The 13,141-nt window shown below is 69.1% G+C and carries 12 protein-coding genes; 11 read left to right on the forward strand and 1 reads right to left on the reverse strand.

Features of this window, described 5'->3' with window-relative positions; translation table 11 throughout:
* Positions 1–2 precede the first annotated feature (2 nt).
* The 8 genes from AAFN46_RS04840 to murB all read left to right on the forward strand — a co-directional run bounded on the left by AAFN46_RS04840 (position 3) and on the right by murB (position 6,845).
* Positions 3–2,225: a DNA internalization-related competence protein ComEC/Rec2 gene (locus AAFN46_RS04840; protein ID WP_347807561.1), complete on the forward strand. Its 2,223-nt coding sequence runs from the start codon at positions 3–5 to the stop codon at positions 2,223–2,225.
* A gap of 72 nt (positions 2,226–2,297) precedes the next feature.
* Positions 2,298–2,969, forward strand: a complete 672-nt coding sequence (locus AAFN46_RS04845; RefSeq protein WP_347807562.1) for a MotA/TolQ/ExbB proton channel family protein — start codon at positions 2,298–2,300, stop codon at positions 2,967–2,969.
* Entirely contained in the window at positions 2,966–3,394 is a 429-nt protein-coding gene (locus tag AAFN46_RS04850; RefSeq protein WP_347807563.1) for a biopolymer transporter ExbD, read from the forward strand. The genes AAFN46_RS04845 and AAFN46_RS04850 overlap by 4 nt, the downstream gene beginning before the upstream one ends.
* Positions 3,391–4,386 (forward strand): tetraacyldisaccharide 4'-kinase, encoded by a 996-nt coding sequence (lpxK, locus tag AAFN46_RS04855; RefSeq protein WP_347807564.1) that lies wholly within the window; start codon positions 3,391–3,393, stop codon positions 4,384–4,386. The genes AAFN46_RS04850 and lpxK overlap by 4 nt, the downstream gene beginning before the upstream one ends.
* A gap of 28 nt (positions 4,387–4,414) precedes the next feature.
* On the forward strand, positions 4,415–4,600 hold the full coding sequence (locus tag AAFN46_RS04860) for a Trm112 family protein (protein ID WP_252271536.1): 186 nt from the start codon (positions 4,415–4,417) through the stop codon (positions 4,598–4,600).
* A complete protein-coding gene (kdsB, locus tag AAFN46_RS04865; RefSeq protein ID WP_347807565.1) occupies positions 4,601–5,365 on the forward strand; it encodes a 3-deoxy-manno-octulosonate cytidylyltransferase in 765 nt (254 codons plus the stop codon).
* Positions 5,365–5,829, forward strand: coding sequence for a low molecular weight protein-tyrosine-phosphatase (locus AAFN46_RS04870; RefSeq protein ID WP_347807566.1), 465 nt, complete (start codon positions 5,365–5,367; stop codon positions 5,827–5,829). Before kdsB ends, AAFN46_RS04870 begins: the two co-directional genes overlap by 1 nt.
* Entirely contained in the window at positions 5,826–6,845 is a 1,020-nt protein-coding gene (gene murB, locus AAFN46_RS04875; protein WP_347807567.1) for a UDP-N-acetylmuramate dehydrogenase, read from the forward strand. Before AAFN46_RS04870 ends, murB begins: the two co-directional genes overlap by 4 nt.
* Positions 6,846–6,938: 93 nt before the next feature.
* Here the strand turns inward: murB and rne are convergent, their stop codons facing one another.
* On the reverse strand, positions 6,939–9,935 hold the full coding sequence (gene rne, locus AAFN46_RS04880) for a ribonuclease E (protein WP_347807568.1): 2,997 nt from the start codon (positions 9,933–9,935) through the stop codon (positions 6,939–6,941).
* A gap of 590 nt (positions 9,936–10,525) precedes the next feature.
* On the opposite strand from rne, the gene rluC reads away from it, so the two are divergent.
* Genes rluC through sppA form a run of 3 tightly spaced genes read left to right on the forward strand, consistent with a single transcriptional unit; the run spans position 10,526 to position 13,125 of the window.
* Entirely contained in the window at positions 10,526–11,479 is a 954-nt protein-coding gene (gene rluC, locus AAFN46_RS04885) for a 23S rRNA pseudouridine(955/2504/2580) synthase RluC (protein ID WP_347807569.1), read from the forward strand.
* The gene (locus AAFN46_RS04890; protein ID WP_347807570.1) at positions 11,472–12,167 is read left to right on the forward strand and encodes an HAD-IA family hydrolase; all 696 of its coding nucleotides are present in this window, start codon (positions 11,472–11,474) and stop codon (positions 12,165–12,167) included. The genes rluC and AAFN46_RS04890 overlap by 8 nt, the downstream gene beginning before the upstream one ends.
* Entirely contained in the window at positions 12,157–13,125 is a 969-nt protein-coding gene (gene sppA / locus AAFN46_RS04895) for a signal peptide peptidase SppA (RefSeq protein ID WP_347807571.1), read from the forward strand. The genes AAFN46_RS04890 and sppA overlap by 11 nt, the downstream gene beginning before the upstream one ends.
* The last annotated feature ends 16 nt before the right edge of the window (positions 13,126–13,141 follow it).

A 13,141-nucleotide genomic window follows, 5' to 3' on the forward strand; every position in this document is an offset into this window, starting at 1 on the left:
GGATGCGCAAAGGAATGCTCGCGCTGGGCGCAGGCCTGGCCTGCCTGCCACTGCTGCCGGAGCTGCCGCCGACCTGGCTGCTGCTGGCCCTGCTGCCGGTCGCGCTGATGGCGCTGCCCTGGCGCAGCTATCCGCTCTCCTTCTTTCTGTTCGGCCTGGTCTGGGCCTGTCTCGGCGCGCAGTCGGCGCTGGACGACCGGCTGCCGGTCGAACTGGACGGACGCACCCTGTGGCTGGAGGGCAGGGTGGTGGGCCTGCCCGAGGTCGGTGATGGCGTGGTGCGCTTCCAGCTGGAAGAGACCAGTGCCCTGCGGCACGCGTTGCCCAAACGTCTGCGTCTGGCCTGGTACGACGGGCCGACGCTGCTGGCCGGCGAGCGCTGGCGCCTGGCGGTCCGGCTCAAACGTCCGCGCGGGCTGGCCAACCCGCAGGGCTTCGACTACGAGGCCTGGCTGCTGGCGCAGCGCATCGGCGCCAGCGGCACGGTCAAGCAGGGCCAGCGCGTGTGCGCCGCAAGTGGGGCGGCGGCCTGGCGCGATGCCTTGCGCCAGCGCCTGCTGAGCGTCGAGGCCCATGGCCGTGCCGGCGGCCTGGCGGCCCTGGTGCTGGGCGACGACTCCGGACTGAGTCGCGCCGACTGGCGGCTGCTGCAGGACACCGGCACCGTGCATCTGCTGGTGATTTCCGGGCAGCACGTGGCCCTGCTGGCGGCGCTGCTCTATGGCCTGGTCGCCGGCCTGGCGCGGCTCGGGCTGTGGCCGCGCGCGCTGCCCTGGTTGCCCTGGGCCTGCGCGCTGGCCTTCGCCGGGGCCCTGGGCTATGGCCTGCTGGCCGGCTTCGAGGTACCGGTGCGGCGCGCCTGCGCGATGGTCGCCCTGGCGCTGTTGTGGCGCTTGCGCTTTCGCCATGTCGCTCCCGGGTGGCCGCTGCTGCTGGCCTTCGTCGTGGTTCTGCTGGTCGAGCCGCTGGCCTCGCTGCAGGCCGGCTTCTGGTTGTCCTTCGGCGCGGTGGCGGTGCTGCTCTGGGTGTTCGGCGGGCGGCTCGGTGCCTGGTCCTGGTGGCGGGTCTGGTGGCGCGCGCAATGGACCATCGCCCTCGGCCTGCTGCCGCTGTTCTTCGCCCTGGGCCTGCCGCTCAGCCTCAGCGGGCCGCTGGCCAACCTGCTGGCGGTGCCCTGGGTCAGCCTGCTGGTGGTGCCGCTGGCGCTGCTCGGCACCCTGTTGCTGCCCATACCCTGGCTGGGCGAGGCGCTGCTGTGGCTGGCCGGCGGCCTGCTGGAGCTGTTGTTCCAGCTGCTGGCCTGGCTCGCCGCCGGGTTGCCGGCCTGGCTGCCGACGGCGCTGCCATTCTGGGCCTGGGCGCTCGGCAGCCTGGGCGTGCTGCTGTGCCTGTTGCCGGCCGGGGTGCCGTTGCGCGGCCTGGGGCCGGTGCTGTTGCTGGCGCTGTTTCTGCCGCCGGGCGAGAGGCTCGCGCGAGGCCAGGCACAGGTCTGGCAGCTGGATGTCGGCCAGGGCCTGGCCGTGCTGGTACGCACCCGCGAGCATGCGCTGCTGTACGACGCCGGGCCGCGCTTCGGCGATTTCGACCTGGGCGAGCGGGTGGTGTTGCCCTCGCTGCGCCAGCTGGGCGTGGCGCGCCTCGATCTGCTGCTGCTCAGCCACGCCGACAGCGACCATGCCGGTGGCGCCGAAGCGGTGGTGCGCGGCATGCCGGTTCGACGCGTGCTCAGTGGCGAGGCGCCGGTGCTGGCCGGGCTGGGCGCCGAGCCGTGCCGCGATGGCGCCAGCTGGCTGTGGGACGGCGTGCGCTTCCGCACCTGGCGCTGGTCCGGTGCGCAGGCGGGCAACCCGTCGTCCTGCCTGCTCAAGGTGGAGGCCGCGGGCGAGAGTCTGCTGCTCACCGGCGATATCGACGAGCCTGCCGAGCGGGCGTTGCTCGGGCAGGGGCGCGACCTGCGCGCGGACTGGCTGCAGGTGCCGCATCACGGCAGCCGCAGTTCATCCAGCGCGGCCTTCCTCGATGCGGTGGCGCCGCGTGCGGCGTTGCTCTCGCGTGGCTGGCACAACCCCTTCGGTCATCCTCACCCGCGGGTGGTCGAGCGCTATCGGCGGCGCGGTATCGCCCTGTACGACAGCGCGGAGCAGGGCGCCGTGCGCCTGCTGCTGGGTGACCAGGGGCAGGCGCGCGGCTGGCGTTCGTTGCCGCGCTTCTGGCGGGAAAAATGAGAACCCAGATGGTCTGCCGGCGCGCGACCCTATGCTAGAGTGGCGCCACTTTTCCGAGGGGGATGCACTACCGTGTGGGAACTGGTCAAAGCGGGCGGCTGGATCATGCTGCCGATCATTCTGTGTTCCATCGCCGCCGCCGGCATCATCGCCGAGCGCCTGTGGACGCTGCGGCCCGCCAGGGTCACGCCGTCCCACCTGCTGGGGCAGGTGTGGCTGTGGATCAAGGACAAGAAACTGACCAACGAGCGGCTCAAGGAGCTGCGCGCCCACTCGCCGCTGGGGCAGATTCTGGCCGCCGGCCTGGCCAACTCCAAGCATGGTCGCGAGATCATGAAGGAGTGCATCGAGGAGGCCGCCGCCCGCGTCATCCATGAGCTGGAACGCTACCTCAACGCCCTCGGCACCATCGCCGGCATCGCGCCGCTGCTCGGCCTGCTCGGTACCGTGCTGGGCATGATCGATATCTTCAGCGCCTTCATGGGCGCCAACATGGCCAATGCCGCGCAGCTGGCCAGTGGTATCTCCAAGGCCCTGATCACCACCGCCGCCGGCCTGATGGTGGCCATCCCGGCGCTGTTCTTCCATCGCTTCCTGCAACGCCGCGTCGACGAGCTGGTAGTGGGCATGGAACAGGAGGCGATCAAACTGGTGGAAGTGGTGCAGGGCGACCGCGACGTCGACCTGGGCAGCGCCGCCGAGCCGGCGCCCAAGGCATCCCGCAAAGAGGGCAAGAAGGCGTGAAGTTCCGGCGCAAACCGCGGGAGAACGTCGAGATCAACCTGGCGTCGCTGATCGACGTGGTTTTCATCCTGCTGCTGTTCTTCGTGGTCACCACCACCTTCACCCGCGAGACCCAGCTCAAGGTCGACCTGCCCGAGGCCGCCAGCGGTACGCCGCCGGAAGCCAGCGAGCTCAAGCAGCTGGAGGTGCTGATCGGCGTCGACGGCAGCTACTCGCTGAACGGCCAGGCGCTGCTGAAGAGCGACCTGGAAGGCCTGATGGCCGCCCTGGGCAAGGAGTCCGGCGGCGACAACAGCCTGCCGCTGATCATCAGCGCCGACGCCAAGACCCCCCATCAGGCGGTGATCACCGCCATGGATGCGGCCGGCAAGCTGGGCTTCGCCCACCTGCGCATCACCACGGTCGAGGTCGAGGCCCAGCCTTGAGCCTGGCCGACCGGCTCACCGCCGCCTGGTACCAGGGCCATCCGGCCCTGGTCCTGCTGCGTCCGCTGGAGTGGCTGTACCGGCGAGTGGTGCAGGGTCGGCGGCGCGCCTTCCTGGCCGGCGAGGGCGAGATCTACCGCGCCCCGGTGCCGGTGCTGGTGGTCGGCAATGTCACGGTCGGCGGCACCGGCAAGACCCCCACGATTCTCTGGCTGATCGAGCACTGCCGCGCGCGCGGCCTGCGCGTCGGCGTGGTCAGTCGCGGCTATGGCGCCACGCCGCCGCAGCTGCCCTGGCGGGTGAGTGCCAGCGACCCGGCGCAGCAGGCCGGCGACGAGCCGCTGCTGATCGTCCAGCGCAGCGGCGTGCCGCTGGTGATCGACCCGCAGCGCGGCCGCGCGGTGCAGGCCCTGCTGGCGCAGGAGGAGCTCGACCTGATCCTCTGCGACGACGGTCTGCAGCACTACCGCCTGGCCCGCGATATCGAGCTGGTGCTGGTGGATGCCGCCCGCGGCCTGGGCAATGGCCGCTGCCTGCCGGCCGGCCCCCTGCGCGAGCCGGCCGAGCGTCTGGCCGAGGTGGATGCGGTGCTGCGCAACGGCGCCGCCGAGGACGACGCGCAGGGCTACGGTCTGCAGCTGCGCCCGAGCGCGCTGGTCAATCTGCGTAGCGGCGAGCGCGTCGGCCTGGATCACTTTGCGCCCGGTCAGCAGGTTCACGCGGTGGCCGGCATCGGCAATCCGCAGCGTTTCTTCAATACCCTCGAGGCGCTAAACTGGCGGCCTGTCGCGCATCCTTTCGCCGACCATGCCAGCTTCTCTGCGGAGGCACTGAACTTCTCCCCCGAGCTGCCGCTGCTGATGACCGAGAAGGATGCGGTGAAATGCCGGCCCTTCGCCGCCGAGCACTGGTGGTACCTGACGGTGGACGCGGTGCCGTCGTCGGCCTTCGTCGCCTGGCTGGATGGCGAGCTGGATCGCCTGTTTCCCTGATTTTCCCACCTCTCTGGAGGCTCCTCCCATGGATCCCAAACTGCTCGACATCCTGGCCTGCCCGGTATGCAAGGGCCCGCTGCAGCTTTCCGAAGACAAGACCGAGCTGATCAGCAAGGGCGCCGGCCTGGCCTACCCGATTCGCGACGGCATCCCGGTGATGCTGGAGAGCGAGGCGCGCACCCTGACCGTCGACGAGCGTCTGGACAAGTAAATGAGCCAAGCCTTTACCGTTGTGATTCCCGCCCGCTACGCCTCCAGCCGTCTGCCCGGCAAGCCGCTGCAGGACATCGCCGGCAAGCCCATGGTCCAGCATGTCTGGGAGCAGGCGAAGAAGAGCGGCGCCAGCCGCGTGGTGGTGGCCACCGACGATGTGCGCATCGAGGCGGCCTGCCGCGGCTTCGGCGCCGAGGTGCTGATGACCCGCGTCGACCACAACTCCGGCACCGACCGCCTGGCCGAAGTGGCCACGCAGCTGGGCCTGGAGAACGATGCGATCGTGGTCAACGTGCAGGGCGACGAGCCGCTGATTCCTCCGGCCATCATCGATCAGGTGGCCGCCAACCTGGCCGCCCATGCGCAGGCCGGTATCGCTACCCTGGCCGAGCCGATCAGCGAGGTAGAGGCGCTGTTCAACCCCAATGTGGTCAAGGTGGTCGCCGACAAGAGCGGCCTGGCCCTGACCTTCAGCCGGGCGCCGCTGGCCTGGGCGCGCGACGCCTTCGCCAAGAGCCGCGACGTGCTGCCGGAAGGCGTGCCCTATCGCCGCCATATCGGCATCTATGCCTACCGCGCCGGCTTCCTGCATGACTTCGTCGCCTGGGGCCCGTGCTGGCTGGAAGACACCGAGTGCCTGGAGCAGCTGCGTGCGCTGTGGCACGGCGTGCGTATCCACGTGGCCGATGCCCTGGAGGCGCCGCCGGCCGGCGTGGATACCCCGGAAGACCTGGAGCGGGTGCGCCGCCTGCTGGGGGCCTGATGCGCGTCCTGTTCGTCTGCATGGGCAATATCTGCCGCTCGCCCACGGCCGAGGGCGTGTTCCGCCAGCGCCTGAGCGCCGCAGGCCTGCAGGCCAGGGTGACGGTGGATTCCGCCGGCACCGGCGACTGGCACGTGGGCAAGGCGCCGGACGGCCGTACGATCCGCGCCGCCGCCGCGCGCGGCTATGACCTGGCGAGCCTGCGCGCCCGTCAGGTGCAGCGCGAGGACTTCCAGCACTTCGACCTGATCCTGGCCATGGACCAGGACAACCTGGCCCGCCTGCAGGCGCTGCGCCCGGCTAGCGGCGGCGCCGAGCTGGACCTGTTCCTGCGGCGCTACGACCTGGCCCTGGACGAGGTGCCCGATCCCTATTACGGCGGCGCCGACGGCTTCGAACAGGTGCTGGATCTGATCGAGCAGGCCAGCGACGCGCTGCTGGCCGAGATCAAGGGGCGCCTGTGAGCCTGCAACTGCGAGAGGCGGTTTCCCTCAAGCCCTTCAATACCTTCGGCGTCGATGTGCACGCTCGGCTGTTTGCCGAGGCGCGCACCGACGAAGACGTGCGGCTGGCGCTGGTCGAGGCCGAGCGCCGCGGCCTGTCGTTGCTGCCGATCGGCGGCGGCAGCAACCTGCTGCTGACCGGCGATGTCGAGGCCCTGGTCCTGCGCATGGCCAGCCGCGGCCTGCACATCCTCGAAGACGACGGCGAGCGGGTGGTGGTGGAGGCCGAGGCCGGCGAGCCCTGGCATCCCTTCGTGCTCTGGAGTTTGGAGCAGGGGCTGTCCGGGCTGGAGAACCTCAGCCTGATTCCCGGTACCGTCGGCGCCGCGCCCATGCAGAACATCGGCGCCTACGGCGTCGAGATCAAGGATCTGTTCGTCGGCCTGACCGCGCTGGATCGCCGCAGCGGCGAGCTGCACGAGTTCGCCCTGGACGACTGCGCCTTCGCCTACCGCGACAGTCTGTTCAAGCGCCAGCCGGGGCGCTGGCTGATCCTGCGCGTGCGTTTCGCCCTGAGTCGCCAGGCCGCGCTGCATCTGGACTACGGTCCGGTACGCCAGCGCCTGCAGCAGGACGGCATCGAGGCGCCGACGGCGCAAGACGTCAGCCGCGCCATCTGCGCCATCCGCAGCGAGAAGCTGCCGGACCCGGCCGAGCTGGGCAATGCCGGCAGCTTCTTCAAGAATCCGCTGGTGCCGGCCGCGCTGGCCGAGCGCATCCGCGCCGAGCACGCCGACCTGGTCAGCTATCCGGCGGGCGAGGGCCAGGTCAAGCTGGCGGCCGGCTGGCTGATCGAGCGGGCGGGGTGGAAGGGCTATCGCCAGGGCGATGCCGGCGTGCATCGCCTGCAGGCGCTGGTGCTGGTCAACTACGGCGCGGCGACCGGGGCGCAGCTGCTGGAGCTGGCGCGGCGCATCCAGGCCGATATCCACCAGCGTTTCGCCGTGGAGCTGGAGATAGAGCCCAACGTGCTCTGAAGCGGCTCCCCGGCTGTTCGCGGGACGGGTAAAGCAATCGACCAGAACGAAAAAGGGGATGCCTAGGCATCCCCTTTTTCTTGACCGCGGCTCTTAGACCTGCGGCTTGGCCTCTTCCTCGGCCGCCTTGGGGGCGTCCTCGGCAGGCGCTTCGCTCTGCTGCTCGCCAGCCGACTCGCTCGCGGCGGGTTGCTGAGCCTGCTCGGCCTCGGGCGCAGACTCGACAGCCGGTTCGGCAGCCGCCTCGACGCTGGCCTCGCTCGGTGCCGATTCCGCCGGGCCCTCTACCTGAGCGGCAACGCTCTGCTCCGGCGCGCTGGGCTCTTCGGCAGGCGCTGCGGCGGCTGCGGCTGCCTCGGCGGCACGGCGGGCGGCCTCCTGTTGGCGGCGACGCACTTCGCGCGGGTCGTTGGCGGCGCGGCCGCCGCTGACCGGCTCGGGGCTGGCAGCCGGGGCCGGAGCCTCGACCTCGATCACCGGCTCGGCGGGGGCCTGCTCGACAGGCGCGCTGACCGGCTCGACCGCTTCGACCGGCTCGCTGGCGGCGGCCGGAGCTGCGGGTTCCTCGGCCACGGCTTCGCCTTCGCTCGGCTGCGGCTGCTGCTCGGCGACCGGGGCCGGTTCCGCCTGGGTCGGAGCCTCCTCGCTGGCCACAGTGGCGGCGACGCTGGTCGCGGCCACGGCAGCGCCCTCGACGGTGCTGGCTACTGCGTTGCTATCGGCGCCCTCGGCGGCCTCTTCGCCTTCTTCGACGATCGGGTTGCCGTCGGCATCGCGCAGGCGCTCGCGGCGGTTGCTGCGGCGACGCTGGCCACGCGAGCGGCGACGCGGACGCTCGCCGCCTTCGCCGGCTTCCTGGCCATCTTCCAACTGCTCGGCGCCGTCCAGCACTTCCTCTTCGGCGACTTCGGCAGTCAGTTGCTCGGCGCGCGGTTGACGCTCCTCACGCGGCGGGCGCGGCTGACGCTCTTCGCGCGGCTTGCGCTCGGCACGCTGCTCCTGGCCTTCGCCAGTAGCGGCATCCAGCGGCTCGCGCAGTTCGCGGCGGCGCTCTTCGCGCGGCTCGCGGCCTTCGCGCGGCGGGCGCTCGCCACGCTCGCGACGGTTCTCCTGGCCTTCGCGCGGCTCACGCGGCTCGCGGGCCTCGCGCGGCTGACGCTCCTGGCGCTCTTCACGGGGCTGGCGGTCCTCGCGGGCTTCGCGCGGTTGACGCTCCTCACGCGGTTTGCGCTCTTCGCGCTCGCCACGTTCGCCACGTTCGCCACGTTCGCCGCGGTCGCGGTTGCCGCGACCGTCGCGACGGTTCTGCTGGCGGCCGCCGCGGCGCTCGTCGCCACGCGGCTTGCGCTCGGCGGGCTTGGTTTCGGCGACCGGCTGCTGCTCTTCTTCCTTGCCGGCGAACAGGCTCACCAGCGACTTGACCAGGCCCTTGAACAGGCTCGGCTGCGGCGTCGGCGCGGCCGGGGTCAGCGGGGCGGCCGGGGTCGGCGCGGCGGGGCGCGGCGGGGTGGCCTTCAGCGCAGCTTCCTGGCGGACCAGGGTGCGGGTGGCGCTGGCCGGCTCTTCCTCGGTCTCGGCCTTGGCCATCTCGTAGCTGGACTGGCCGCTGAGCACTTCCGGGCTGTCGTCGCGCAGGCGCTGGACTTCGAAGTGCGGGGTTTCCAGATGGTCGTTCGGCAGGATGATGATGCGTGCGCGGGTGCGCAGCTCGATCTTGGTGATGCTGTTGCGCTTCTCGTTGAGCAGGAAGGCGGCAACCGGGATCGGCACCTGGGCGCGAACCTCGGCGGTACGGTCCTTCAGGGCTTCTTCCTCGATCAGGCGCAGGATGGCCAGCGACAGCGACTCGACGTCACGGATGATGCCCTGGCCGTTGCAGCGCGGGCAGACGATGCCGCTGGTCTCGCCCAGCGACGGACGCAGGCGCTGGCGGGACATCTCCAGCAGGCCGAAGCGCGAGATGCGGCCGACCTGCACGCGGGCGCGGTCGGCCTCCAGGGCCTCGCGGACCTTCTCTTCCACGGCGCGCTGGTTCTTCGCCGGGGTCATGTCGATGAAGTCGATGACGATCAGGCCGCCGATATCGCGCAGGCGCAGCTGGCGGGCGATTTCCTCGGCCGCTTCCAGGTTGGTCTGCAGGGCGGTTTCCTCGATGTCGCCGCCCTTGGTGGCGCGCGCCGAGTTGATGTCGATGGATACCAGGGCCTCGGTCGGGTCGATGACGATGGAGCCGCCGGACGGCAACTTCACTTCGCGCTGGAAGGCGGTTTCGATCTGGCTTTCGATCTGGAAGCGGTTGAACAGCGGCACGCTGTCTTCGTACAGCTTGATCTTGCTGGCGTACTGCGGCATGACCTGCTGGATGAAGGCCAGGGCTTCTTCCTGGGCTTCGACGCTGTCCACCAGCACCTCGCCGATGTCCTGGCGCAGGTAGTCGCGAATGGCGCGGATGATGACGTTGGATTCCTGGTAGATCAGGAAGGGCGCGGCGCGGTCCTGGGAGGCGTCCTTGATCGCGGTCCACAGCTGGATCAGGTAGTCCAGGTCGAGCTGCAGCTCCTCGCTGGAGCGGCCCAGGCCGGCGGTGCGCACGATCAGGCCCATGTCGGCGGGGGCGTTGAGGCCGTTCAGCGCCTCGCGCAGTTCGGCGCGCTCGTCGCCCTCGATGCGCCGGGAGATGCCGCCGGCGCGCGGGTTATTGGGCATCAGCACCAGGTAGCGGCCGGCCAGGCTGATGAAGGTGGTGAGGGCGGCGCCCTTGTTGCCGCGCTCTTCCTTCTCGACCTGGACGATGACTTCCTGGCCTTCCTTCAGTACTTCCTTGATGTTGACGCGGCCGCCTTCGGGCGACTTGCTGAAGTATTCGCGGGAGATTTCCTTGAGCGGCAGGAAGCCGTGGCGCTCGGCGCCGAAGTCGACGAAGGCCGCCTCGAGGCTGGGCTCGACGCGGGTGATGCGGCCCTTGTAGATGTTGGCCTTCTTCTGCTCGCGGGCGCCGGACTCGATGTCCAGGTCGTAGAGCTTCTGGCCGTCTACCAGGGCGACACGCAACTCTTCGGGTTGAGTTGCGTTGATCAGCATTCTTTTCATGTTGTACCAATGGTTTCCGGGGCTGCCGGAAACGGCGGTTGGCACACACGACTCTCAGGGTCGGTGTCAGGGCGCGCTCGGGAGTGGTCGTAAATCACTCCAGTGTCCAGCGGCTCGGGCCAGTGGGGGCCGGTGCCGCGACTACGCTCCTGCTTGCTGTGGTGACAGAAGCACTCAGTCAGGGGAGGAATCAACCGGTCGGTGCGGACGATGGTGAAGCGTCTGGGTAATGCCTGTAGCTACGCTGTCCGACGGTTGTGCATCTCCACCCTACACGTATCGCTGAAATCGGGTGCCGCGCGCTGTATCCGCAGCGGGTTTGCATTATCGCAGGCTGGGCCTGCGCGTCTGTGGAGACTGGCCGCGATTCCGCGCTCCAGGCTCTTTGGCTCAAGGCGTTGTTTCCGGCATTCGTCGCGCTCTGTGCGGCGAGAACACCGTCGGACGGCCTCACGTCCTGAAAGGGTTGCGTTCGGCAGGGATGGCAAGGTTGTCGATCATCCGCTGACCGGGCCGCTTTTGGCGGCGTTCGCGACTATATCAGCAATGATTAAGTGCTTCAATTCCATAAAAATTGTTATGATCCGCGAATGACTACTCCCGCCTCCCCGACCTCCGGCGTCCAGCTGCTCGAGGTCGCGCCTGAGCTTGCCGGCCAGCGCATCGACAATTTCCTCCGCACCCAGCTCAAGGGCGTGCCGAAGACGCTTATCTACCGCATCCTGCGCAAGGGCGAGGTGCGGGTGAACAAGGGGCGGATCAAGCCCGAATACAAGCTGCAGGCCGGCGATGTGGTGCGTGTGCCGCCGCTGCGCCTGGCCGAGCGCGACGAGCCGGCGCCGCTGGCCCAGGGCCTGCTCGAGCGCCTGGAGGCGGCCATCGTCTACGAGGACAAGGCGCTGCTGGTGATCAACAAGCCGGCCGGCATCGCCGTGCATGGCGGCAGCGGCCTGAGTTACGGGGTGATCGAGGCGTTCCGCCAGCTGCGTCCCGACGCCAAGGATCTGGAGCTGGTGCACCGCCTGGATCGCGACACCTCCGGCCTGCTGATGATCGCCAAGAAGCGCAGCATGCTGCGCCACTTGCACGAGGCGCTGCGCGGCGACGGCGTGGACAAGCGCTACATGGCGCTGGTGCGTGGCAGCTGGCCGACCTCGAAGAAGAAGGTCGCCGCGCCGCTGCTGAAGAACAACCTGCGCTCCGGCGAGCGCATGGTCGAGGTCGACCCCGAGGGCAAGGAGGCGCTCACCGAGTTCCGCGTGCTGCGCCGCTTCGGCGAGTTCGCCACCCTGGTCGAGGCCAGCCCGATCACCGGGCGTACCCACCAGATTCGTGTACATGCCAAGCATGCCGGGCATTCGATTGCCGGCGACGCCAAGTATGGCGACGAGGAGTTCACCCGCGAGATTCGCGAGCTGGGTGGCAAGCGCCTGTTCCTGCACGCCTACCGGCTGAAGATCGAGCTGCCGGACGGCCAGCACCTGGAGCTGCAGGCCGAGGTCGACGACGTGTGGGTGCAGACCCTGGAGCGCCTCGGTGACTGACTATCAGCTGCTGATCTTCGACTGGGACGGCACGCTGGTCGACTCCATAGGTCGTATCGTCGAGTCCATGCACCGTGCCGCCGAATTCTGCGAACTGCCGCGGCTCAGCGACGAGGCGATCAAGGGCATCATCGGCCTCGGTCTGCCCGAGGCGATCCAGGCCCTGTATCCGCAGGTGCGCGAGGCGGCCCTGATCGAGCGTTTTCGGCTCGGCTATGGTGAGCATTACCTGGCGCTGGAGAATCAGCCGTCGCCGCTGTTTCCCGGGGTCGCCGAGTCGCTGGAGGTCTTTCGTGCGCAGGGCTATCGCCTGGCCGTGGCCACCGGCAAGAGTCGTCGCGGCCTGCACAAGGTGCTGCAGGGGCGTGGCTGGCTGGATTACTTCGACGTGACGCGTTGCGCCGACGAGACGGCGAGCAAGCCGCATCCGCGCATGCTGCAGGAGATCCTGGCGCATTGTGGCGTGGCGCCCGAGCGGGCGCTGATGGTCGGCGACTCGGCGTTCGATCTGCAGATGGCGAACAATGCCGGGGTGGATGCGGTGGCGGTCGGTTTCGGCGCGCAGCCGCTGGAGGCCTTGCGCGCCTTCGGGCCGCGCCTGGCGATAGAGGATTTTTCCGAGCTGCGTGCCTGGTTGGCGCAGGGCGCGGCCGTTAGGACTGATGAGGTGGGTGAATATGTCGGATGAATTGAAGGTCGCGGGCGACGAAAGGGCCTGGCAGCTGCTGGAGAAGACCCTGCAGGCCTCGGTCATCGAGCAGCGGCGGGCGCGGCGCTGGGGTATTTTCTTCAAGCTGCTGGTGTTCGTTTACCTGTTCGGCACCCTGCTGCTGTTCTCTCCGCTGCTGAAGCTGGGCAAGGGTGCCTCGGTGGCGGAGAGCCATACCGCGCTGATCGAGGTGCGCGGCATGATCATGGCCGACGAACAGGCCAGTGCCGACAATATCGTCAGCAGCCTGCGCGCGGCCTTCGAGAACAAGAAGACCAAGGGCATCATCCTGCGCGTCAATAGTCCCGGTGGCAGCCCGGTGCAGTCCGGTTACATCTACGACGAGATCAAGCGCCTGCGCGGCGAGTATCCGGATATCAAGGTCTATGCGGTGATCAGTGACCTGGGGGCTTCCGGCGCCTACTACATCGCCAGTGCCGCCGATCATATCTATGCCGACAAGGCCAGTCTGGTGGGTTCCATTGGTGTGACCGCGGCGACCTTCGGCTTCGTCGGTGCCATGGAGAAGCTGGGCGTGGATCGGCGGGTCTACACCTCCGGCGAGCACAAGGCCTTCCTCGACCCCTTCCAGCCGCCGAAGGAGGAGGAGACGCGGTTCTGGAAGAGCGTGCTGGAGACCACCCATCAGCAGTTCATCGACAGCGTGCGGCAGGGGCGTGGCGACAGGCTCAAGGCCGACGAACACCCCGAGCTGTTCTCCGGCCTGATCTGGTCCGGCGAGCAGGCGCTGCAACTGGGCTTGGTGGATGCCCTGGGTAGCAGCAGCTATGTGGCGCGCGAGGTGATAGGTGCCAAGACCATAGTCGACTTCACCAAGGAAGAGAGCCCGCTGGATCGCTTCACCAAGAAGCTGGGTGCCAGCGTCGCCGAGCGCCTGGCGCTGTGGATGGGCTTCCAGGGGCCGGCGCTGCGCTGAGCCCTCCTTATATAGG

Origin of the sequence: Pseudomonas sp. CAU 1711, assembly GCF_039888625.1 — a bacterium.
Lineage (GTDB): Bacteria > Pseudomonadota > Gammaproteobacteria > Pseudomonadales > Pseudomonadaceae > Aquipseudomonas.